This window comes from Paraburkholderia sp. JHI2823 (assembly GCF_038900695.1).
Classification (GTDB): Bacteria; Pseudomonadota; Gammaproteobacteria; order Burkholderiales; family Burkholderiaceae; genus Paraburkholderia; species Paraburkholderia mimosarum.
Genome location: NZ_JAYMRY010000010.1, coordinates 58954 through 82072, shown reverse-complemented (window position 1 = coordinate 82072; position 23119 = coordinate 58954). Strand labels below are relative to the sequence as shown.

Sequence of the window (23119 nt, the reverse complement as noted above, 5' to 3'; positions counted from 1 at the left end):
GCCCCGGCCAGTGAGCGCACTATAGGCTTCACTTTTGATTGCAGAAAGGCACAAAACATGGTCTTATCATTCAGCTTTTGTGAATCATCGGAGAGGAATATGGACCGCTTGCGCGCTTTTGAGGTTTTCGTGACGGTGGTGACTCGCGGTGGCTTTGCGCGGGCGGCGGATGCACTGGGCACGTCGCCCGCCAACGTCACCCGCTACGTGAACGACCTCGAAGCGCATCTGGGCACGCGCCTGCTCAATCGCACGTCGCGCACGCTTTCTCTCACCGAAGGCGGCGAGACGCTTTACGGCCGCTGCAAGTCCATTCTGGACGATGTCGCGGAGACGGAAGGGCTCGTGTCGTCCACGTCGGTCGAACCTCGCGGACGACTGCGCATCAACGCGCCCGTGAGCTTTGGCATCGTGTATCTGGCGCCGCTGTGGCCCAGGTTCATGCAGAAACATCCCGGGATCGAACTCGACGTTGGGTTGATCGACCGCGTCGTCGATATCGTCGACGAAGGCTACGATCTCGCGATCCGCATCTCGCGCGCCGGCTCGGCCAGTCACGCCGCGCGCAAACTGGCAACTTCGCAGAATATTTTGTGTGCGTCACCGGACTATCTGGCTCGCTTCGGACAACCAACTGTACCGGAGGATCTCGTCGAGCATCGCTGCATCGGGTACACCTATGCGGCCACCGGCGACGAGTGGCAGTTGATCGACCGTGGCGGCAAGACCCACGCGGTGAGGGTCGACTGCCCTCTGCATACCAACAACGGCGACACGGCGCGCGCAGCCGCGCTCGCGGGGCAAGGCGTGATCTGGCAACCGACGTTTCTGATCGGCGACGATTTGCGCGCTGGCAAGCTCGTTCGGGTATTGCCCGACTACCGCCTGCCTGAAATCGACATTCTCGCCATGTATCCAAGCCGTCGACACCTAAGCGCCAGAGTGCGCGTCATGATCGATTTCCTCGTCGACGCGTTCGGCGGAGTGCCTCCTTGGGATCGGGGCGACGGCAATTGGGCGGGTGCCACGCCCGGGACGGATTGAGGGCGTCCGGGTTCGGATGGGTGGCGGCAAGTTGGAAACACAAAACAGCGTGCCTATACTGGGCAAGGGAGGAGTCTTTCACTTCCGTGACAGGCGTTTGCAATCCTCGTTGACGTACGAATGTCGAAAGATGGAAAGGCAATGAAGTAATCAAGTTCGGAAACTGAGGGGGCAAACATGAAAGACTTTAATCTCCCATTTGCTGTTGTTTCCGTAGCTTTGTTAGGTGCCTGTGGTGGGGGCGGTGGTGGTGGAAACGGCGAAGCCAGCCAGAATGTTGAAATTCCATTGCGACAGGCGCTAATAAACCAGGCTAACAATGGCATATCCGATCGAGTGGCCGTCACCGGTACGATCGATGGCAACCGTGCAACGGGATCAGGCACATTGGTCGATCTCAGCAGTCGCAACTACCATTGCTGAGAATGGCGGGACAATCTCGATAGGCAGTAGCGGCGGTACACCCGTGATGGAATCGATTCATACCGTATCTGAAACTGTAACCGAATCCGGGATGTCACAGCCCGTAACCGTGAGTGATACAACCGTTGTTTTTACCAATCCATCGACGGGTGCAGAAGTTGCCGAAATTCATCAGGATACGAATACGGTCGTGGAATTTCCGGCCTATACCATCCCTGAAACGGTGAAACCGGGAGATAGTGGCGTCCTGGGAGTTGGTACGGAGTATAACGAGGGGGGAGGCCCAACCGGTAACACGGAAGAAATTGATTATTCAGTGCAGGCGGATACGCCAGGCGATGCCCTCGTTATCATCGAAAATAAAGAGAAGGACAAAAATGGGAGCGTGATAGATGACAAAAAGAGAGAAGACAAGGTAGACAAAAACGGCAATGATACCTTTGTCTATCAGAATGATAATGGCCAAAAGAATGGTCACGCAGATGATCTAACCGGGCAGAACGAACAATAGTGTGGGCCTTGGGTAAATTGAGCTTCAACCTTGGCAAGATTCCATCTACGCAAGTCAATCAACGAAGGTGCGAACAGAGAATCACCACGGAAATCTGCGAACAGCCAACAAAAAAGCGCCCAAGGGCGCTTTCCAATTCAACCCGCGAAACGAAGCACTACGACCGCTTGCCCCGCTGTTCCACCGGCGTGAAATCGTAGCTGGCGAAACTGCCGCCCTGATAGCGCTGCGCCGTGGCGTCGAGCGGATTCTTCTGCGCCAGAATCTCGGCCGCCCAGTCCTCGGCGTTCTGCCTGGGCGCGTAGCCAAGGCGTTTTGCATCGTCGTTCGCGCCTTCCTGAATCCAGTAGCTGCGCGTGTTGTTCGACACGCCCCACACCACGGCGAAGCCGATCTCGTCCACGTTGATCACGCGATCGACGAGCTGGAACAGGTCCTCATGGCCGAACCACGTGCTCAGATGCCGGAACTCGGTGGGCCTCGGCAGGCAGCTGCCGATGCGCACGTTGACGGTTTCGATACCGTGCTTGTCCCAGTAGAGGCGCGCGAGCGATTCGCCCCATGCCTTGGAAAGACCGTAGAAGCCGTCCGGGCGGAACGCACAGTCGAGCGTGAGCTTTTCTTCCACCGGATACATGCCGATCGCGTGATTCGAGCTTGCGAACAGCATGCGTTTCGTGCCGTGCCGGCGCATGCCTTCGTAGACTTCGACGAGACCGCGCAGATTGTTCTCGATGATCTCGGGCAGCGGGCGTTCGACGCTCGTGCCGGCCATGTGGATCAGGACGTCGACGCCGTCGAGCAGGCGGTCGACCACGGCGGGGTCGCGCAGGTCGCCGTGCATCACGTCTTCGCCCGCGAGGAGCGGTTCAAGCGGCTTCGATCCGGCTGCCGAGCGCAGGTTCACGCCACGTTCGAGCAGGCCCTTGCGCAACACGGTGCCGAGCTGGCCGGCCGCGCCGGTCAGTGCAACTTTCTTCACAGTGATTTTCCTCACGTTGGAACGCCGAAAGCCGGCACCCTCGCGAGCGCCGGCCGGTGGATAGGTCAATCAGGCTTCCACTTTATGCGATGGCTGGAGCGCTGGGGCAAACGGGCTGTCCGTTTGCTCGATCGAGATCAGTCGCCATGCGACGCAGGCGCCGATTGATTACGTCGAACAGCATCAGGCACACGAACACCTGGCCGCGTCGAGGGTCTCACGCTGGTCGGTCTTAAGGCCCGGTGCCGGTGCATGCCGCGCTTTCATGTAAGACATCATTCTATTTTGCGCGCAGTTGTAAAGCAAATAATGGTGCGCTGGGGTTTTCCCTGATGTACCCCGCGATGCGCGCCTTGAAGCCGGGATCGGGTGACGGGGCTCACTGCTACGCCCAAGGCCCGAGACCTTGGAATAAGGGAAGCGCGCGCCGGCCCGGGACGTCGTCGTACGTCCGCGCCTGGCCCACGGCGCAATGGCGGGTTGACAATTTCCTTGTTGTATTACAACAATGCGACCGATCCGCTCGACACTTTGTCGAGCCGCCGCCCGCGCCCCGACACACGACACACGACACACGACACACGACACACGACACACGACACACGACACACGACAACGGACGAGACACGATGAATTCACCCGCCATCCCCGTGAGCGAAGCCGCGCTCGAACAATTGCGCCACGTTTCCAACGCCACGCTCACCACGCAGCTTTTCAAGCGCGGCCTGCGCAACGTCTTCATGCAAGGCGTGAAGCCGCTCGCTACACCCGCCCCCGGTGCGCCGAACCTGGTCGGGCCAGCCTTCACGATGCGCAACATCCCGGCTCGCGAGGACCTGGACCAGCTGGGCGCTTTCCAGAACCCCGAGCATCCGCAGCGCAAGGGCGTGGAAACCGTGCCCGCTGGCGCGGTGCTCGTGCAGGACTGCCGCGGCGTGACCGACGCCGCCTCGATGGGCTCGATTCTCGCCACGCGGATGAAGGTGCGCGGCGTGGCGGGCATGGTCTCGGACGGCCCCGTGCGCGACAGCACGACCATCGCCGCGCTCGGCATCCCCGTGTTCTGCGCCGGCGCCTCGGCCCCGCTCAATCTCTGCAAGCACCACACGGTGGATCTGAACGTGCCGATCGGCTGTGGCGGCGTCGCGGTTTATCCGGGTGACATCATCGTCGGCGATGCGGACGGTGTGGTCGTGATTCCGCGTCATCTGGCCGAGGAAGTCGCGCGCGACGCCACCGAGCAGGAAACGCTCGAACGCTTCATCACCGGGCGCATCGAAGCGGGCGCGGCGCTGCCGGGCACCTATCCGCCGAACGAGGCAACGCTTGCAGCCTATGAGGCATGGAAGAAGGAGCAACGTTGAGCTGGCAGGCGTTGCATGATCGGACTTTTACTGTGTCGAGCCGTGGCTCGGCTTGCCCGACGCGATTCACACCGCGCTCGGGCTGCCTTGGCTAAAACCAGGGGGAGACGGAGCGCGCCGCACTGCGCGTGAGCGCCATGCGACTAGCGTGAAGTCCGTGGTCGCGCTCGCGGAAATTGGTAAGCAGCAGGTAAAGGCGGGCTCGAATGGGCTGAAACACGCACGAAACGGGGCTTGCGCGGGGCGCAAGGACGCTATCGGCGCGCCATATGACTTACAATTGACGACACTCCTGACAACCCAAAGTTCACCGTCCGATCATGTCTGAGCAGAAAGCGCCGAATATGCCGGCGCGGATTTACAGCGATATCCTCAATCGCATCATCGAAGGCGAATACAAGGAAGGGGAGCGCCTGCCGACCGAGCACATGCTCGCCGAGCGCTTCTCGACCTCGCGCCCGACGGTGCGCGAGGCGCTCGCGCAGCTGCGCGCGGACGGCATCATCGCAACGCGCCATGGTTCGGGCACGACGGTCATGCGGCGTCCGGACCCGGACGTGCGCCGCTTCGCACCGCTCGAAACGCTGTCGGACATTCGGCGTTGCTACGAGTACCGCGTGGTGGTCGAATCCGGGGCGGCCTCGCTGGCGGCCCAAAAGGCCGACGACGAAGACATTGCCGCGATCCGGCGCGAGTGGGACAACCTTCAGACCATCATCGAGACTTCGGGCATCGGCGCGAAGGACGACTTCGCATTCCACATGGCCGTAGCGCGCGCCTCGAAGAACCAGTTCTTCATCACCGCGCTCTCGGGCATCCAGGAGCAGATGGTCTTCAGCATGAATCTTTCGCGCAACCTCTCGCTCGTGAAGTCGATCGAGCGGCAGCGCCTCGTGCAGCAGGAACACCTCGAAGTGCTCGAGGCAATCCAGGCGCGCGACGCCGTGCGCGCCTCGACCGCCATGCGCGCCCACCTGGAGCGCGCCGTCAACCGGATGTTCGGCTCCTGAGCGGCGCACCGGTTTCGCGTGAAGGCGGCGTACGCGTGCGCCGCTTTACGCGGTCGCTGACTTCCACGCACGCGGCCCGAACCTGACGTTCCATTCCGTTGCCGGCACGAGGCGCGGCGGCGCCCACACACGATCGCAACGACCTTCGGCAACCCCCATAGCAAACGGGCGTGAGCCTCGCTTTGCACGAGAACTCACGCCCGTCTTCGTTCCGGCTGGCGCCAGGCACGAGGCCCTGCGCGCCAGCGGAAGGGAACTTACGCAGCCTGCTTGGCGGCGCGTGCCGACGCTTGCGCGACAGCCTTCGTCGCGGCCTTGCCGGCGGCGTCGAAGTTGCTTTCCGCGACTTCCACAGCTTGCTTCGCAGCCTTGTTCACCGACGCATACGCGCTGGTGGCGGCGGTCAGCGCCGACTTGATCGCGGCGATGGCGGCTTCCGAGCCAGCCGGCGCGTTCTTCGCGGCGTTGTCCACGAACGTTTCGATCGCGCGCTGCTGCGATTCGAACTGCGACTGGGCGGCAGTGGCGAATTCGGCCTGCGTGGCCGACACGATGCCGTAGACGCTGCGGCCATAGGCAAGCGCCTTTTCGGCGACGGGCTGGGCCGAGCCGGCCTGTGCAGCGAAGAAGCCTTGCGGGTCCTTGGCCGACAATGCGCGGTGGGCCTGTTCCTGGCCTTCGGCGAATGCCGAGCGGGCGGTTTCGATGTTGAGTTCGGCGAGCTTGATGGCGCCTTCGAATGCCTTGCTCGTCAGGCCGAAAAGGGCCTCGAGACCGGCTTTCTGGGTGGCGGCGAATTGTTCGGGAGTCGGCAGGTTCATGTCTCTTTCCTTTTGGGGACGCTACGCGTCGGTTTCGGTTGCGAAAATGGGAATACTTTCGGATCGATCACCGGTTCGCGCAGAAATGTTTTGTGCGATGCAGCAATCGAGGTCATCTTAGCGCAACCATAAATCGTGTCAAGAACTTTTTTGTGCGTCGCAGCAACTATGTAAACGCCTGATTTTTGGTGGAAATTTTCAGGCGGCCGGGCGGGGTCGCGGCGGATCCCCGGACGCGTGAACCGCTTGAGCGCAACGCTTCGCTTGCGCGGGCAAAATGGCCTTCCCCGGGCGGCGAAGACAGTGGCGAGGCGGCTTACGACGCAGCCTGTGTGGTTCCCCAATCGAGTAGTGGCGGCCATCGATGCGGCTCAAATGAGCAATGTGCGAGGCCGCCACCGCGTTTCCATCAGGAGAGCGGTAATGGGTGCATCGAACGACAAGTCTCGCGGTCAATCCACGACGAGCACGGGCGCGCCGGTTGTCAGCGACCGCAACTCGCTCACGGTCGGTCCGGACGGCCCGATCCTTCTGCATGATGTGCATTTTCTCGAACAGATGGCGCATTTCAACCGCGAGAAGGTGCCGGAGCGCCAGCCGCACGCGAAGGGCGCCGGCGCATTCGGCGAGTTCAAGGCGACCGAGGACGTCTCGCGCTACACGAAGGCGGCCGTGTTCCAGAAGGGCGCTGTCACGGAAATGCTGGCGCGCTTTTCGACCGTTGCGGGCGAAATGGGCAGCCCCGACACCTGGCGCGACGTGCGCGGTTTTTCGCTGAAGTTCTATACGACCGAGGGCAACTACGACCTGGTCGGCAACAACACGCCGGTGTTCTTCGTGCGCGACCCGATGAAGTTCCCGCACTTCATCCGCAGCCAGAAGCGTCTGCCCGATTCGGGCCTGCGCGATGCCGAAATGCAGTGGGACTTCTGGACGAACAACCCCGAATCGGCGCACCAGGTCACCTACCTGATGGGCGAGCGCGGGCTGCCGAGAACATGGCGCCACATGAACGGCTACGGCTCGCATACCTTCATGTGGGTGAATGCGGCGGGCGAGAAGTTCTGGGTCAAGTACCACTTCCACACCAACCAGGGCATGCAGTTCTTCACCAACGCCGAGGCCGCGGCGATGGCGGGCGAGGACGCCGACTTTCATCGGCGCGATCTGTTCGAAGCGATCGCGCGCAGCGAATTTCCGTCGTGGACGCTCTCCGTGCAGGTCATGCCCTATGCGCAGGCGAAGCATTACCGCTTCAATCCGTTCGATCTCACGAAGACGTGGTCGCACAAGGACTATCCGCTCATCAAGGTCGGCACGATGACGCTCAACCGCAATCCGGAGAACTTCTTCGCGCAGATAGAACAGGCCGCGTTCTCGCCGGGCAATACGGTGCCGGGCATCGGCCTCTCGCCGGACAAGATGCTGCTGGGCCGCGCGTTCGCCTATAACGATGCGCAGCGCGCGCGCATCGGCACGAACTTCAATCAACTGCCAGTGAACCGTCCGAAGGTGCCGGTGCAGACTTACCAGTTCGACGGCAACATGGCCTACGAACATACCGGCAATGCGCCGACCTATGCGCCGAACAGCTTCGGGCGCCCGTGGGCGGACACGACCGGCCCCGCCGACGACGGCTGGGAAGCCGATGGCGACATGGTGCGCAGCGCCTACACGCTGCATGCAGAAGACGACGATTTCGGCCAGGCGGGTGCGCTGGTGCGCAACGTATTCAACGACAGGCAGCGTGAGTCGCTCATCCAGCAGGTGGTGGCGAGCCTGAACGACGTGCGCAGTCCCGTGCGCGAGCGCGTGTTCGAGTACTGGAAGAAGATCGACTCCGACGTGGGCGCGCAGATCGAAAAGCAGGCGGGCAGCGGCAAGTAAGCCGCCGAACCCGCGATGGCGCAGCGGCCGCGCAGTAGTGCGCCGCGCCGCGAAAGAACCGGAACGGTCCTGAGAAACCGCTCCGGTTTTTTTGCGCCCGGCAATGTGAAGGCCATTGCACGTGAGCCGCCTGCGGACTAACTGGCAGAACCGCCATCTGGCGGATTCTGCAGCGTCAGGAACGAGCGGGCATAATGCGCGAGTCGCTGGGTGGGAAGCGTTGCGCAAGCCCGCCGGCTTGCGGCGCCCAGCGGGAATATAACCGCCGCGCCGTGCGTTATCCCAACTGATCCGCAACGGTCGAGCTCACGTGAAAACTTCCCTTTCAGCCGAATCCGCTTTTGCCGATGCCGCCGCCGGCGCGCAAAAGTACTCGCGTGTAGCAGTGCTACTGCACTGGACGATCGCGCTGCTGATTCTCGCGAACGTCGCCCTTGGCCTGACCGTCGCGTTGATGCCCGACGGCTCGCTTTCGGACACCGCCATCCGCTTCGTGATCGACACGCACAAGTCGATTGGCATAACCGTGCTCGGCCTCGCCATTGTTCGCGTCCTGTGGCGTCTCACGCACCGGCCGCCGCCACTGCCCGCCGAATTCCCCAGCTGGGAGCGCGCGGCGGCCCATGCCGCGCACGTCGTGCTCTACGTGCTGATCTTCGCGATGCCGCTTTCGGGCTGGCTGCACGACTCCGCCTGGGTCGCCGCCGCCTCGCATCCGATGTATCTCTATGGCCTCGTGCCATGGCCGCGCATCGGCTTCATCATGAATCTCGATGCGGCCACGAAGGAGCAGTTGCACAGCCAGTTCGGCGCGCTGCATACGGCATGCAGCTATGCGCTCTATGGCGTGCTCGCGCTGCACATCGCGGGCGCGCTCAAGCATCAATGGGTCGATCGTCATTCGGTGCTGCGCCGGATGATGCCGTGAGCAACACGTAAAGGTACGACTTGAACAACACGCTCGATGAGGCGCTGGCCCGCACGTCGCCGCGCCTCGTGCCGCCTCCCACGCCTTTCGCGAGCATCGCGATTCACTCCAGCGTCATGGTGCTCTGGTTCGTGCTGTTCGCGCGCGCGTTCTTCCTGCAGGGCGTGGTCGCGTGGTCGACGGGCATTGCCTATGTCGTCTACGACACCGTGTTGCTGCTGTTCGTCGCGTGGAAGGCGCGGGTGCTGCTCGCACCTTCGCGCGCGGCCGAAAGCGCCGCGGCGAGCGAAGCAAGGCTGCCGACCCTCGGCGTGATCGTGGCCGCCCACAACGAAGCGGCGGTACTGCCGATTACCCTCGACGCGCTGTTCGCCCAGACCCGCGCACCGCAGCAGATCGTGATCGCCGACGACGGCTCGACCGACGGCACGGCCGCGCTGCTCGCGCAACGCTATGGCCTCGCCGATCCAGGCGTTGGGCAGTTGAGCGCGCCTTCGCCGCAGTATCCGAATCTGCGCTGGCTGAGGCTCGCGCACGGCGGCAAGGCGCGCGCACTCAACGCCGCCTTGCTTGCGCTCGCAACGGAAACGGTCATGACCGTGGACGCCGATACGCTGCTCGAACCCGACGCCTGTGCGGCGATGGCGGGCGCGTTCGGCCGCCAGCGCGAACTGGTTGCGGCGGCGGGGCTGCTCACGCCGGTTTGCGACCATACGTTGAGCGGTCGTTTCTTTCAGTGGTTCCAGACCTACGAGTACATCCGCAATTTCATCTCGCGCTTCGCATGGATGCGCGCCGACAGTCTATTGCTCGTCTCCGGCGCGTTCGCGGGTTTTCGCCGCGACGCAGTGATGGCCGTGGGCGGCTTCGATGCCAATTGTCTTGTCGAGGACTACGAACTGATTCACCGTCTGCGCCGGTATTCGGCGCGCGAGGGGCTGGGCTGGGACGTGCGCGTGCTCGGCGCGGCCCGCGCGCGCACCGACGCGCCGGGTACGCTCGCGAGCTTTCTGCGCCAGCGCCGCCGCTGGTTCGCGGGCTTCCTGCAAACGCAATACTGGTATCGCGACATGACGGGCAATCGCCGGTATGGGAAGCTCGGCCTCATGATGCTGCCCGTCAAGGCGTTCGACACCGTGCAACCCATTTATGGGCTGACGGCGTTCGCACTGCTGATCGGATTCCTGTTCGACGGGCGCTTTACGATCGTGTTGCCGGTACTCGGCGTGATCGTCGGCAAGATCGCGATCGACCTCGCGTTTCATTTGTACTCCGTCCATCTTTACCGCCGCTGGAGCGGAGATCGCACGCACTCGAGCTTCGGCATGGCATTGCTCGCCGCTATCTTCGAGCCGTTCTCTTTCCAGCTGATGCGCCACAGTGGCGCGGCGCTCGGGTGGCTCCATTTCCTGCTCGGGCGGCGCAAGTGGGGCGTGCAGAAACGGGCCGGGCTGGCTGCGGCGCGCAGCCGCGAGAGCAGGGCTTCCCAATGATCTGATTTCCGTGGCACTCCAATTGCTCCCTGGGCGTATAGGGCCTTTGGTCCTCAGGGCCGCGCCATGCGCGCGGCGATGGCCTTTTAGCCGGTCAGGGAGAGTCTCATGCTTCGATTCAGCGTTTTCGCTTTTCTACTGCCGTTCGCTTTTTCGGGTTGTCTTTCGTTCAGCAGCAGCGATCCGAATCCCCCGCCCAGAGAGACTGTCGTCGTGCCGCAGTCGAGCCCCCCGCCCGCCGCGGCCGTCGCGCCGCCGCCGCCGGGTACGAGCTGCGTCGCGCCTTGCTGAGTCATTCGCCGGCGGTTGCGTTGCGCGTCGTGTTGTCCGGTCGCTTTCAGTGCGGCGCGGACTTCACGCATCAGGCTGCCGGCAAACAGCACGTCCTGGGCCTCCGTGAGGCCCGCGGAGCGCAATGCTCGCGCGGTCCACGTGTTGCAGGTGTGAAAGGCGTCGTAAGTTCCGGACGCCGCGAAATAGACGCTGCCCGCATAGGGCCCGTTTGCGAGGATTTGCGTCGCGCCTGACGCGTCGGTTTCGAACGACGCGCGCAGATATCGCTGGAGGCCGGCGAGACCACCGCTGTCGACGGGCACTTCCACGACGTTCGGGGCGCCAAACGCGTCCTGCGGGGACGCGCGCAGGACGGTCATCAGCACGGCCGCCTTGCTGGGCAAGAGTGCGCCCATCATCGTCAGCGGATCGTGGCGGCGTTCCACCACGAACTGTCTTTCCCCGAAGCCGAAGCAGAGCATCGCCGCGCCCTCGAAACCGCGTGCGAGCGAGGCGACCCATGGATCGGCGTCGCCCATGCGCAGGCAGATGTCGGTGTGCCAATCGCGCTGAACTACGGCGACAGATGTGCTCGCCGGGCCACCGGTCATCGGCTCGATCGCCGTGGGCAAGGGATCTTGCGGGCTCGCGCACGCGGCGAGCACGAGCATGAGCGCAGCTGCACAGTGCCTTTGTGCCACCCTGGTCCGCATGAGACATCGACGCGCGTCGGCAGCTTCGTTCATCGGAAGCGCTCTTTCCATCGAGAAGCCCCTATGTCTGCATATGCCATGCCGCGTCGGGGGCCTGCACCATCTTGACGCGGGCATTCCGTGCCGCCACTGCGTGCCCCGTTTCGAGGCCACGGATCCTGCACCTGTTGCACCAATTGAGCGCATTCGACGCGCTGCCCGCGATGGCATATCACTTGCTTTTTTGCAGTACCCCAACGTCTCCCGTCGCAAACATGTGACGAAACGCTGGATGTCGCTGCATGCAGTTGCCTAAACGCCCGAGAACGAACCGATGCAAGTCCATGACGAGATGCGCGACGAGGGCGCGGTGCGCCCGCACTACGAACGCTTCCAGCACTGGCTGGAGAGGCAGACTGGCGAGACGATGGCGCACAAGCGCGCCGAGGCGGACCTGCTGTTCAGGCGGGTCGGCATCACGTTCGCGGTGAATGGCGACCTCTCCGGCACCGAGCGGCTGATTCCCTTCGACCTCATTCCGCGCATCATTCCCGCCGACGAATGGGAATTGCTCGAGCGCGGACTGCGTCAGCGCGTGCAGGCGCTGAACCTGTTCCTTCACGACGTCTATCACGATCGCAACATCGTGCGCGCGGGCGTGATTCCCGCCGAGCAGGTCTACACGAATGCGCAGTACCGGCCCGAGATGCAGGGGATCGACCTGCCGCTGGGCGTGTACGCGCATATCGCGGGCATCGACATCGTGCGCGACGGGCGCGACGGCGCGTTCTATGTGCTCGAGGACAATTTGCGGGTGCCGTCGGGCGTCTCGTACATGCTCGAGAACCGCAAGATGATGATGCGGCTCTTTCCCGAACTGTTCGTCCAGCACAAGGTGGCGCCCGTTGCGCACTATCCCGACCTGCTGCTCGATACGCTGCGCTCGGTGGCGCCCGACGGCGCCGATGATCCGACCGTCGTGGTGCTTACGCCCGGCATGTACAACTCCGCGTATTTCGAGCATACGTTCCTCGCGCAGCAGATGGGCGTCGAACTGGTGGAGGGCAAGGATCTGTTCGTAGAGGATAACTATGTATTCATGCGCACGACGCAAGGGCCGCGGCGCGTAGACGTGATCTACCGGCGCGTGGACGACGATTTTCTCGATCCGCTCGCGTTTCGCGCCGATTCCGCGCTCGGCGTGCCGGGGCTGCTCACGGCTTACCGCGCGGGCCGCGTCGCGCTCGCGAACGCCATGGGCACCGGCGTGGCCGACGACAAATCGATCTATCCGTACGTGCCCGACATGATCAACTTCTATCTCGGCGAAAAGCCGATCCTGAAAAACGTGCCGACGTGGCAATGCCGCCGCCCCGACGATCTCGCCTGGACGCTCGAGCATCTCCCCGATCTCGTCGTGAAAGAGGTGCACGGCGCGGGCGGCTACGGCATGCTGGTCGGTCCCGCTTCCACACGCGAGGAGATCGAGGCGTTTCGCGCGCGCCTCGTCGCGCGGCCCGGCAACTACATCGCGCAGCCCACGCTGTCGCTCTCGGCTTGCCCGACCTTCGTCGAAGCGGGCATCGCGCCGCGCCATATCGACCTGCGGCCCTTCGTCCTCTCCGGCAAGACGATCCAGATGGCGGCGGGCGGTCTCACGCGCGTCGCGCTCAAGGAGGGCTCGCTCGTCGTCAACTCGTCGCAGGGCGGCGGGACCAAGGACACGTGGGTACTCGAATGATTTCACAGGCCAATCCGCACGCTAAAAACGAGGTTCGAACATGCTGAGCCGTACCGCCGATCATCTGTTCTGGATGGCCCGCTACATGGAACGCGCGGAGAACACCGCGCGCATGCTGGACATCAACATGAAGGCGCTGCTGCTGCCGGGCAGCGCGAACGCCGAGGCGCGCACCCATCGCGCGATGCTGCGCATCTCCGAACTGGAGCCCGCCTTCGACGCCCGCCACGAGGAAACGACGAGCAGCAACGTGCTCAAGTTTCTCGTTGCGGACCCAACGAATCCGTCGAGCATCTATTCGTGCCTGCACGCGACACGCGAGAATGCGCGCGCCGTGCGCGGCACGCTCACGACGGAGTGGTGGGAAACGGTCAACGACACCTGGCTGCAATTCGTCGAGCGTCTGCGCGAAGGCGAGCTGGAATCCCATCCCGATGCGTTGTTCGAGTGGGTCAAGTTCCGCTCGCATCTGTCGCGCGGGGTGCGCCTCGGCACGGCATTGCAGGACGACGCGCTGTTCTTCACGCAGCTCGGCACGTTCCTCGAACGCGCGGACAATACGGCGCGCATTCTCGACGTGCGCTTCGTCGAAGTGGAGAACGCCGACTCGCGCTCGGCCGCGCGGCAGCTCGAGGACTTCTATTACTGGACCTCGATTCTCAGCTCGGTCTCGGCGCTCGAAATCTATCGCAAGGTCTATCGCGACGTGGTGACGCCAGCGCGCGTGGTGGAGCTGCTGATTCTCAACCAGCAAATGCCGCGCTCGCTGCTGGCCTCGCTGGACGGCGTATGCACCAATCTCGCAATGCTGCGCACCGGGACTTCGCGCGAAGTCGAGCGCACCGCGGGCAAGCTGCGCGCTGAACTGCTTTATGCCGATCTGCGGCAGATCTTTTCGATGGGCGTGCATACGTTTCTCACGCAGTTTCTCGCGCGCGTATACGAGCTGGGCAACCAGGTCGCACGCACCTATCTGATGTTGCCGGTAGGCTAACGATCCCGCGCTGTTCGATATCCCAATCGTCTAGATGGAGAGGTCACGTCATGCAGCTCGCAATCCGGCACGACACGGTGTACCGCTACGAAGCGCCCGTGCATTATTCCATCCAGCAATTGCGGCTTTCGCCGCTCACCACGCCCACGCAGATCGTCACGCAGTGGCAGGTCGAGGCGCCGGGCAAGCTGGATGCGGGCCGCGATGCCTACGGCAACGCGCTGATGACCTTGGTGCTCACGCGTCCACATACGGAAATTCGCTTGCGCGTGCGCGGCGAAGTGGAAACCGTGGCGCTGCCCGATGGCCGCCTGCCCGAAGGCGAGGGCCCCGTGCCGATGCATCATTTCACCTCGCCCACGCGGCTCACGGAAGCGGACGAGGCGCTCGCGGATTTCGCGCACAGCCTGCCGCCGCTGGACGATTCGGCGGCCATTCTCCAGGCGGCGGCGCGCATCGTGGAGCGCGTGCGCTACGAACCCGGCGTCACGGACGTGACGCACACCGCGGCGGACGCGCTGGCGCTGGGTCGTGGCGTGTGCCAGGATCATGCGCATGTGATGCTGGCGGTGTGCCGCGCGCGCGGCGTGCCGGCGCGCTACGTGAGCGGCTATATCGACCCCGGCGACGTTCCGGACATGGCGAGCCACGCGTGGGTCGACGTATGGCTCGACAACGGCTGGGTCACCGTGGACGTCACGCACGCGTGCTTCGCAAGCGAGAAGTACTGCCGCATCGCCGTGGGCCGCGACTACGAAGCGGCCGCGCCGGTTCGTGGCCGCCGTATCGGCGGGGCAGGGGAGTCGCTCGATGTCAGCGTGCACGTGAGCGCGCAGCAGTCGCAGCAATAGCTTTCCCGGGATGGCAAAGAAAAAGGAAGGAGGCGCATGACGTACTGTGTGGCAATGGGGGTGGAGGAGGGACTCGTATTCCTTGCGGATACGCGCACGAACGCGGGTGTCGATCACATCAGCACATCGCGCAAGATGGCGGTGTTCGAGGAGCCCGGCGAGCGCGTGCTGGTGCTGCTCGTCGCGGGCAATCTGGCCATCACGCAGGCCACGCTGCAGGTGCTAACCGAGCCGCAGGACGCGGCGCGCACCACGCTCTGGAATGCGCCTACGATGGTCGAGGCCGCGCGCGTGGTGGGCGAAGCGGTGCGCGAAGTGCATCGGCGCGACGCGGAAGCGCTCAAGACCTTCAACGTCGATTTCAACTGCAGCTTCATCCTCGGCGGCCAGATCGGCAGCCACCCGATGCGGCTCTTCCAGATCTACGCGGCCGGCAATTTCATCGAGACGTCGAGCGTCAATCCGTATTTCCAGATCGGCGAATCGAAGTACGGCAAGCCGATCATCGACCGCGTCCTCACGCCGCGCACGCCGCTCGACGAGGCCGCGAAGTGCGCGCTCATCTCCATGGACTCGACGCTGCGCTCGAACCTCTCGGTCGGCCTGCCGCTCGATCTGCTCGTGTATGAGCGCGATGCGCTGCGCGTCACGCGCTACGCGTCGCTCGACCAGTCGAACGCGTACTTCGAGATGATTCATTCGACTTGGGGCGCGCGGCTACGCCAGGTGTTCGGCGAGATACCCGATCCGCTCTGGACCGACGAAGGCGACGTGCCGCGCCACGAACGCGCGACGCTGCCCATTGCGCCGCGCGCCGCGCACGAGGGCAATGTGCCGGAGCCGCGCCCCGCGCAGACGCTCGCGCAAGCCCAGCCGGACGCCGCGGTGCTGATGCCGCACGCCGCGCCGCGCGTGCCGCGCGACGGCTAGCGCGCGGCCGGCGCAGCGCTTGCAAACGTCCTTTCTGCCTCGCCGGGTGGGGAACCGGTATCCTCCTGCGTAGATGCTCGGTGCATCGCGCACTGGCGCGCGTTCCCCCCGACAGAGGAGGCAGGCTGATGAAGCAGAACGATGACCCGAAGCACGGGCGCCCCGATGACGATTCCGTGTCCTGTGGCCCCGATGATCCCGCGCGTCGCCGGGTGCTCGGTGGGCTTGCCGCGGTCGGCGTGGGGCTCGCGCTCGGCGGCTGCGAGACGCCGGCGCAGAGCGCGGCGAGCATGCCGCGCAGCGCCGCCGACACGCGCGTCGATGCCGCGCTGCGCGACCAGGTCCGCCAGATCGTCGTGATCTACGCGGAGAATCGCAGCTTCGTCAATCTGTACGGCAACTATCCCGGTGTGCAGACGCCGCTCGCCAGCGTGAACGCCGAGCGCTACGTGCAGCTCGATCGCGACGGCAAGACGCCGTTGCCGCAGCTGCCGAAGATCTGGGGCGGCCTCGTGCCCCAGGCGCAGGAACTGCACGGCAAGCGTTACATGATTGCCGAGCAAGACATCACCGGTCTTCCGAACCAGCCGTTCCGCATCGCCGACGCGCATGGCAAACCGTTGCCGAACGGCATCATCACGCGCGATCTCGTCCATCGTTTCTATCAGAACCAGATGCAGATCAACGCGGGCCGCAACGACCAGTTCGCCGCGTGGGGCGACTCGGGCGGCCTCGTCATGGGCTATTACGAGAATTCGGCGCAGACGCTGCGGCTCTGGAATATCGCGACGCAGTACACGCTCTGCGATAACTTCTTCATGGGCGCGTTTGGCGGCTCCTGGCTGAACCACATCTTCCTGATCTCGGCCCAGGTGCCGCGGTACGCGGATATCCAGACGAGCGCGGCGAAGCATCTCGCTTCGGTCGTGGAGGGCGACGATCCCACCGGCACGCGCCTGAAGGTCGCGCCGAACTCGCCTGACTCGGCGCTCGACGGTGCGCCGAAGTTCGTGAACGACGGCCTCTTCACGCCCGACGGCTATGCCGTCAACACGATGGCGCCGCCTTATCAGCCGAGCAACGTGCGCCCCTCGGAGGACGGCAACCCGTCGCTCGCCGATCCGTCCAATCCGCGTGTGCTGCGCCCGCAGACCTACGCGACGATCGGCGACCGGCTCTCGGCGAAGGGCGTCGACTGGGCGTGGTACAGCGGCGCGTGGCAGTACGCCCTCGATCATCCCGACATGGGTTCGAGGCCCGACTTCCAGTATCACCATCAGCCCTTCAACTACTTTGCCAACTTCGCGCCGGGCACGGCAGAACGGGCACGCCGGCTGCGCGACGCGGGCCTCGGCGACGATCCGGCCACGAACCGTCTGCTCGCCGACATCGATGCGGGCCGGCTGCCCGCCGTCACGTTCTACAAGCCGCAGGGCACCCTGAACATGCACGCCGGTTATGCCGACGTCGAATCGGGCGATCGCCACATCGCGAACGTGATCGAGCATATCCAGCGCGGTCCGCAGTGGGCCGGCACGATGATCGTGGTGACGCACGACGAGAACGGCGGCTGGTGGGATCCCGTCGCCCCGCCCGTGGGCGACCGCTGGGGCCCGGGCTCGCGCGTTCCGGCGCTCGTGATCGCGCCGTTCGCGAAGAAGGGCTACGTCGATCACACGTTCTACGACACCGTTTCGATCCTGCGCTTCATCAGCCGTGTGCACGGCCTCGCGCCGCTCGACGGCGTGGCGGCACGCGACCGGGCGTTCCTGTCGCGAGACCAGATGCCGCCCGGCGATCTCACGGCAGCGCTCGACCTTGCGTGAACGTTTGCGGGCGAGGAAGGCGCCGGCGATTGAAAACATCGGCGGCGCCTTCCGGTGCCCATCTGAAACGCAAATTGATGCAACGGCGACACAAGCGACGAACTCTCCATCCGATCAATGAGTTGGCGCAATCGCCAGGCGGTTATCAACAGGTTTTTCCCCGAAATCTGTGGACAACTTCGCCGCGCGGGCGAACTGCATCTTGTGTAACGTTTGCCCGCTTCCTCTTTCCAATCAGGGACTTGGTCCAGCTGTCCAGAAGTTGCCAACAGAGCTACCCACCAAATCTGTGGAAAACCGCGCACGCGTTTGTTCTGCGGAGCGCCCTCGCTGCAACAATCGGCAACGCTGCGCATATTCCCAGTCGCATCAAGGACTTGGTGTGACCGTCCCGCGGTTACGCACAAGGCTGTCCACCAAAGCTGTGGATATCGCGCCCAGATGTTGATCGTGGCGGAGTCAACCTTGCAGAGGGCGGAAGTTCGGCCCGATAATCTCCGTCGATATGACCGTCGCGTGACCTCGCGTGCGCGGGCAACTCACCTCTCGCCACTCCCCGCTGCGCCGTGCTCAAAAACTCGCGCTTCGCCGGTCTTCTGCGTATTCCTGGCTTCCTGCCGCTCGCCGGCGCGACTCTCATGCTCGGCGTGGCGATGTCCTTCACCGCGCCTTACCTTTCGCTCTTCGGCGTCGAGCGCGCCGGCATGACGCCGTTCCGGCTCGGCGTGTTCATGACCGCCATTGCCACGAGCGGCGTGATTGCGAGCACCGCGGCGGGGCGCTGGAGCGACGCCACCGGCAAGCACCGCACGCTGCTGCTCGTCTCGCTGTGCGCCGCGACGCTCGGCTATCTGAGCCTGTGTGTGGTGCGCGACTACCGGTGGCTGCTTCTCGTTGGCATCGCGTTCATCGGCGCGGGCGGATGCGCGATGTCGCTCGTGTTCTCGTTCAGCCGCGCGGCGCTGCCCGCGCGCGACGACGCGGAGCGCACCTTCGCGAGCGCGACCTTGCGCACCATCCTTTCCGCGGCGTGGGTGTTCGGGCCTGCGGTCGGCGCGCTCGTGCTCGCGGCCACGGGCTTCTATGGGCTCTTCCTGTTCGCGGCGGCGAGCTTCGCGGCGTGCGGCACCATCGTCTGGCGCATGCGCGAGCCGCGCTCCGACGAGCACGCCACCCAGCATTTGATGGCGCGCCCGAGCGCCGGCGACGTCGCGCAGCAGAGGGGCGAGGAGCGCGCGGCGCAGTACGAGGGCCAGCCGCTCACCCAGGCCGAGGTGCAGCCGGGCGCGCCGCGCGATCGGGCATCGCTCGCGGGGCCTGCGAATGCGGCGGCGGCGAAGGCGAAGGCGGCGCGAGCGCCCGCAGCGGAGGGCTCGCAGAAAGACATCATGCGCGCGATCGTTGCGCTGACACTCATCGGTCTCGCCGCCAACGCGACGATGATCGTGCTGCCGCTCTTCATCGTTCACGGCCTGCAAGGCACGAGCATCGACGTTTCGATCATGCTCGGCCTCGGCGCGTTCATGGAGATACCGATGATGCTCGCGCTCGGCGCGCGCGCTTCCATGCTCGACAAGCAATGGTGGCTGGCCGCGTGCGCCGTGGTGCATGCGGTCTACTTCGTCTCGATGTCACTGGCGCCCGGGGTTCACGCGCTGATTCCGATGCAGATCCTCAACGCGTTCGTGGTGGCCGTCACCTCGTGTCTCGGCATGACCTTCGTGCAGGACCTGATGCCCGCATCGCCGGGGCGGGCGACGGCGCTTTTTTTCAACGCGGCGCGGCTCGGTTCGATCCTGTCCGGGGTGCTCTCGGGCCTGCTCGTGCAGGCGTTCGGTTATCGCGGCACGTTTGTTTTTTGCGGCGTGCTCGCGCTTTGCGCGCTCGTGTTGTTTGCCGTGCCCGGCGAGCAATACCCGAAGATGGCGCGCGCGGCGCGGCGTTATCTGCGCGAGCGGATCTCGCCTTCGCGCAGCAAGGAAAGCACTCTTCCAGCCAAAGGACTTAATGAAGGGGACACAAGACGCTAAAGTCCCGGCCGTGCGTGTTCCAGTCGTCTGGCGCGACGTGAGAGTTGACCCCGGCCCCATGAGGGCCGGGTTTTTTTTGCGTCGCGCGAGGGGCGTGGGCGCGCGCCGTGGCCTACGCGACAGGCCACATTTCAATGCATAAGTCATTGAACCGAAAGAAACAAGTAAGGTATTATTCGGGCCGCGCAGCGTGACAGCCTGCCGCGCGTCATGGCGCCCCAAATGGGAAAAGCGCTGTTGATGCGATCAAAAATCGGCTGTAGCAGCCCGTGTGTTGTTTTTTCTCCTGGTGCGTTTTGAAATAAAAACAATGACTTGTGTCAGTCTTCGATCCGGCCCGTGTTGTTGCGCTGCAAAACTTCCGTATTCCGTTTACCCTCGTTAACCCTTGAACGTGTGTTGCATTTCGCCTCATAGCTGACAAATACATTACAGCCAGCCAGGTTCGATTTTCACCCCGCGTCAATCTTTCAAGTTGCTTGCGCACCTGATCGTGCGCCGTGGAAGCCATTTGCTCCGCATTTTTGAGGTCCTGTTGAAATGCAATCCGTTCCATTCCTGAGTCTGGCGATCTGGATTCCCATCCTGTTCGGCGTGGCCGTGCTGCGCCTCGGGTCGGATCGTCATCCGCAGCGTGCCCGCTGGCTGTCGCTCATTGGCGCCGTCGTCGGTCTGCTGCTGACCCTCCCGCTCATCTCCGGCTTCGACAACCATCAGGCCGGCATGCAGTTCGTCGAGTTCCGCGAATGGCTGCCTGAGTTCGGCGTGGCGTGGCGACTCGGTGTCGACGGCATTTCGATGTGGCTCGTGGTGCTCACCGCGTTCACGACGCTCGTGATCGTGGTCGCGTCGTGGGAGTCCATCACGGTGCGCGTCGCCCAGTACTTCGGCGCGTTCCTGATTCTTTCGGGTCTGATGGTCGGCACGTTCGCGGCGACCGACGGCATGCTGTTCTTCGTGTTCTTCGAAGCCACGCTGATTCCGCTATACCTGCTGATCGGCGCGTGGGGCAATGCCCGCCGCACTTACGCCGCGGTCAAGTTCTTCTTCTTCTCGCTCGCCGGCTCGCTGCTGATGCTGGTGTCGATGCTGTACCTCTACAGCCAGTCGCACACGTTCGACATGTCCGCGTGGCACGGCCTCACGCTCGGCTTCATTCCGCAGATTCTCGTGTTCATCGGTTTCTTCGCGGCCTTCGCCGTGAAGGTGCCGATGTGGCCGTTCCATACCTGGCTGCCCGACGTCCACCTCGAAGCGCCGACCGGCGCCACCGTCATGCTGGCCATGCTGAAGCTGGGCGGCTACGGCTTCCTGCGCTTCACGCTGCCGATCACGCCCGACGCCGCGCACTTCTTCGCCCCGGCGATCATCACGCTCTCGCTCGTGGCCGTGGTCTATTCGAGCCTGCTCGCGCTCGCGCAGACCGACATGACCAAGCTGCTCGCGTACTCGACGGTCGCCCACATGGGCCTCGTCACGCTGGGCCTCTTCCTCTTCAACCAGATCGGCACCGAGGGCGCGATCGTCCAGATGATCTCGTACGGCTTCGTCTCGGGCGCGATGCTGCTCTCGATCGGCGTGCTGTTCGACCGCACGAAGACGCGCACGATCTCGGCCTATGGCGGTGTCGTCAACGTGATGCCGCGCTACGCGGCGTTCATGATGCTGTTCTGCATGGCCAACCTCGGCCTGCCGGGCACGTCGGGCTTCGTGGGCGAGTTCATGGTCATCATGGGCGCGATCCGCGTGAACTTCTGGGTCGGCGCGATCGCCGCGACGACCGTCATTCTGAGCGCTGCGTACACCCTGTGGATGTACAAGCGCGTGATCTTTGGCGCTGTGGCGAACAAGGGCGTGGCAAAGCTGGCCGACATCGGCCGCCGCGAAACGCTGATCTTCGCTTCGCTCGCAGCGTTCGTGCTGGCAATCGGCCTCTATCCGAAGCCGATGACCGACGCGATCGAGCTCTCGGCGGCGAACCTCGTCACCCAGGCCGGCCGCAGCAAGCAACCTGTCGACGATGCGGCGCCTGCTGACGCAGTGCGCGCGGGCACGGACGTTCGTGCCGCGCAGCCGCACTCGCCGACTTGATCAAAGAAGATTGACAACGCAACCAGCGCGCCGTACCGCCCCAAGGCGGTACGGCGCGCTGCTGCGTGGAAGGGTTTTCGAATTTTGAAATTCGAGAAGTAGCCGCGGCGGGCCGCTGTCAAGAGCAGAGTGGGGCGCGATGTGCGTGTGTTTCCGAGGCGCGACAAACCTCGCGAACACATGCGGCAAAGTGTCTCGATCTGCTTTTGACAAAGGTCATTTTCCACATTCATTGATTGCGAAATATCAAAGCGGCTGTATGATGCGGACGCGCTTCCTTTGTCGGATGTCAGGGGATGTGTCCGGAACTATTCAATGAATGAAATTCAGGCAAACGTGATGAAAAGAACGACCTTTCAAAGGTTACTGCTTCCCGTAAGCGCCGGATTGGCCTTGTGTCTTTCCGGATGCAACATGGAGCTCCTCGACCCCAAAGGAAGTGTGGGCGTGGCGGAAAAGTCGCTGATCGCGACTTCCACCTGGGCCATGCTGATTGTTGTGATCCCCGTGATCGTCCTGACGCTGTGGTTCGCGTTCCACTATCGGGCGTCGAACCGTAGCGCCACCTATGCGCCGAAGTGGTCGCACTCGACGGCGATCGAAGTCGTCGTCTGGACCATCCCGACGCTGATCATTCTGTTCCTCGGCGTGCTCACGTGGAACACCACGCACGAGCTCGACCCCTACAAGCCGCTCGAATCGAACGTCAAGCCGATCAACGTCGAAGTGGTCGCGCTCGACTGGAAGTGGCTCTTCATCTACCCCGATCTCGGCATCGCGACGGTGAACCAGCTGGCCGTGCCCGTTGGCACGCCGGTGAATTTCAGCATCACGTCGGACTCGGTGATGAACTCGTTCTTCATCCCGCAGCTTGGCACGCAGGTCTACGCGATGGCTGGCATGCAGACGCGTCTGCACCTGATCGCCGACCACGCTGGCGACTACGCCGGCCTCTCGGCGAACTTCAGCGGCAAGGGCTTCTCGGACATGAAGTTCCGCACCCTCGCCACGAGCCAGCAAGACTTCGACGCGTGGGTCCAGAAGGTGAAGGCTTCGCAGACGCAGCTTTCCATGGATCAGTACGCGACGGTCGCCAAGCCGAGCGAGAAGGCTCCGGTTGAATACTTCTCGACGGTCGACCCGAAGCTCTTCAACAACATCATCGCGAAGTACAACAACGGCCACGTCACGAATTTCAGTGACCCGTCGTGCGTGACCAAGGGGTAAA

Annotated in this window: 19 protein-coding genes and 1 pseudogene; 17 read left to right on the top strand and 3 right to left on the bottom strand. The window is 63.7% G+C overall.

Annotation, left to right across the window (positions count from 1 at the left end):
• Nucleotides 1–99: 99 nt before the first annotated feature.
• The 3 genes from VSR34_RS13835 to VSR34_RS13825 all read left to right on the top strand — a co-directional run bounded on the left by VSR34_RS13835 (nucleotide 100) and on the right by VSR34_RS13825 (nucleotide 1978).
• The gene (locus tag VSR34_RS13835; RefSeq protein ID WP_342962756.1) at nucleotides 100–1044 is read left to right on the top strand and encodes a LysR family transcriptional regulator; all 945 of its coding nucleotides are present in this window, start codon (nucleotides 100–102) and stop codon (nucleotides 1042–1044) included.
• Between the two features lie 177 nt (nucleotides 1045–1221).
• Nucleotides 1222–1467 carry a hypothetical protein gene (locus VSR34_RS13830; protein WP_342962714.1) on the top strand — a complete coding sequence of 82 codons (246 nt, stop codon included), beginning with the start codon at nucleotides 1222–1224 and terminating at the stop codon, nucleotides 1465–1467.
• Nucleotides 1468–1558: 91 nt separating this feature from the next.
• Nucleotides 1559–1978, top strand: a complete 420-nt coding sequence (locus VSR34_RS13825) for a hypothetical protein (protein WP_342962713.1) — start codon at nucleotides 1559–1561, stop codon at nucleotides 1976–1978.
• A 157-nt stretch (nucleotides 1979–2135) separates the two neighbouring features.
• Here VSR34_RS13825 and VSR34_RS13820 read toward each other — a convergent pair whose 3' ends face one another.
• Nucleotides 2136–2960, bottom strand: coding sequence for an NAD(P)-dependent oxidoreductase (locus VSR34_RS13820; RefSeq protein WP_342962712.1), 825 nt, complete (start codon nucleotides 2958–2960; stop codon nucleotides 2136–2138).
• Between the two features lie 629 nt (nucleotides 2961–3589).
• On the opposite strand from VSR34_RS13820, the gene VSR34_RS13815 reads away from it, so the two are divergent.
• From VSR34_RS13815 to VSR34_RS13805, 3 genes and pseudogenes are all read left to right on the top strand, one after another.
• Complete coding sequence (locus VSR34_RS13815) at nucleotides 3590–4324, top strand: ribonuclease activity regulator RraA (protein WP_028210967.1); 735 nt, start codon at nucleotides 3590–3592, stop codon at nucleotides 4322–4324.
• Between the two features lie 19 nt (nucleotides 4325–4343).
• Nucleotides 4344–4476, top strand: a pseudogene (locus tag VSR34_RS13810) (aldose epimerase); the annotation flags it as partial.
• 168 nt (nucleotides 4477–4644) lie between these two features.
• Nucleotides 4645–5334, top strand: coding sequence for a FadR/GntR family transcriptional regulator (locus VSR34_RS13805; RefSeq protein WP_028210968.1), 690 nt, complete (start codon nucleotides 4645–4647; stop codon nucleotides 5332–5334).
• 257 nt (nucleotides 5335–5591) lie between these two features.
• Here VSR34_RS13805 and phaP read toward each other — a convergent pair whose 3' ends face one another.
• Nucleotides 5592–6155 (bottom strand): TIGR01841 family phasin, encoded by a 564-nt coding sequence (phaP, locus tag VSR34_RS13800; protein WP_028210969.1) that lies wholly within the window; start codon nucleotides 6153–6155, stop codon nucleotides 5592–5594.
• 423 nt (nucleotides 6156–6578) lie between these two features.
• Between phaP and VSR34_RS13795 the strand changes: the two genes are divergently transcribed.
• From VSR34_RS13795 to VSR34_RS13785, 3 genes are all read left to right on the top strand, one after another.
• Nucleotides 6579–8042, top strand: coding sequence for a catalase (locus VSR34_RS13795; RefSeq protein ID WP_342962711.1), 1464 nt, complete (start codon nucleotides 6579–6581; stop codon nucleotides 8040–8042).
• 310 nt (nucleotides 8043–8352) lie between these two features.
• Entirely contained in the window at nucleotides 8353–8970 is a 618-nt protein-coding gene (locus VSR34_RS13790; protein ID WP_028210971.1) for a cytochrome b, read from the top strand.
• Nucleotides 8971–8990: 20 nt separating this feature from the next.
• Complete coding sequence (locus VSR34_RS13785) at nucleotides 8991–10463, top strand: glycosyltransferase family 2 protein (RefSeq protein WP_028210972.1); 1473 nt, start codon at nucleotides 8991–8993, stop codon at nucleotides 10461–10463.
• Between the two features lie 86 nt (nucleotides 10464–10549).
• Here the strand turns inward: VSR34_RS13785 and VSR34_RS13780 are convergent, their stop codons facing one another.
• Nucleotides 10550–11482: a DUF2459 domain-containing protein gene (locus tag VSR34_RS13780; RefSeq protein ID WP_342962710.1), complete on the bottom strand. Its 933-nt coding sequence runs from the start codon at nucleotides 11480–11482 to the stop codon at nucleotides 10550–10552.
• Between the two features lie 280 nt (nucleotides 11483–11762).
• On the opposite strand from VSR34_RS13780, the gene VSR34_RS13775 reads away from it, so the two are divergent.
• From VSR34_RS13775 to cyoA, 8 genes are all read left to right on the top strand, one after another.
• Nucleotides 11763–13169, top strand: a complete 1407-nt coding sequence (locus VSR34_RS13775; RefSeq protein WP_028210974.1) for a circularly permuted type 2 ATP-grasp protein — start codon at nucleotides 11763–11765, stop codon at nucleotides 13167–13169.
• 40 nt (nucleotides 13170–13209) lie between these two features.
• Complete coding sequence (locus tag VSR34_RS13770; RefSeq protein WP_028210975.1) at nucleotides 13210–14163, top strand: alpha-E domain-containing protein; 954 nt, start codon at nucleotides 13210–13212, stop codon at nucleotides 14161–14163.
• A 50-nt stretch (nucleotides 14164–14213) separates the two neighbouring features.
• Entirely contained in the window at nucleotides 14214–15014 is an 801-nt protein-coding gene (locus tag VSR34_RS13765; RefSeq protein ID WP_342962709.1) for a transglutaminase family protein, read from the top strand.
• Between the two features lie 36 nt (nucleotides 15015–15050).
• Nucleotides 15051–15944 (top strand): proteasome-type protease, encoded by an 894-nt coding sequence (locus VSR34_RS13760; protein WP_042290362.1) that lies wholly within the window; start codon nucleotides 15051–15053, stop codon nucleotides 15942–15944.
• A gap of 128 nt (nucleotides 15945–16072) precedes the next feature.
• Entirely contained in the window at nucleotides 16073–17770 is a 1698-nt protein-coding gene (locus tag VSR34_RS13755; RefSeq protein ID WP_342962708.1) for an acid phosphatase, read from the top strand.
• A 566-nt stretch (nucleotides 17771–18336) separates the two neighbouring features.
• On the top strand, nucleotides 18337–19800 hold the full coding sequence (locus VSR34_RS13750) for a sugar efflux transporter (RefSeq protein ID WP_342962707.1): 1464 nt from the start codon (nucleotides 18337–18339) through the stop codon (nucleotides 19798–19800).
• 540 nt (nucleotides 19801–20340) lie between these two features.
• Nucleotides 20341–21891 (top strand): NADH-quinone oxidoreductase subunit M, encoded by a 1551-nt coding sequence (locus VSR34_RS13745; protein ID WP_028210979.1) that lies wholly within the window; start codon nucleotides 20341–20343, stop codon nucleotides 21889–21891.
• Nucleotides 21892–22230: 339 nt separating this feature from the next.
• On the top strand, nucleotides 22231–23118 hold the full coding sequence (gene cyoA, locus VSR34_RS13740; RefSeq protein ID WP_028210980.1) for a ubiquinol oxidase subunit II: 888 nt from the start codon (nucleotides 22231–22233) through the stop codon (nucleotides 23116–23118).
• Nucleotide 23119: the final 1 nt, after the last annotated feature.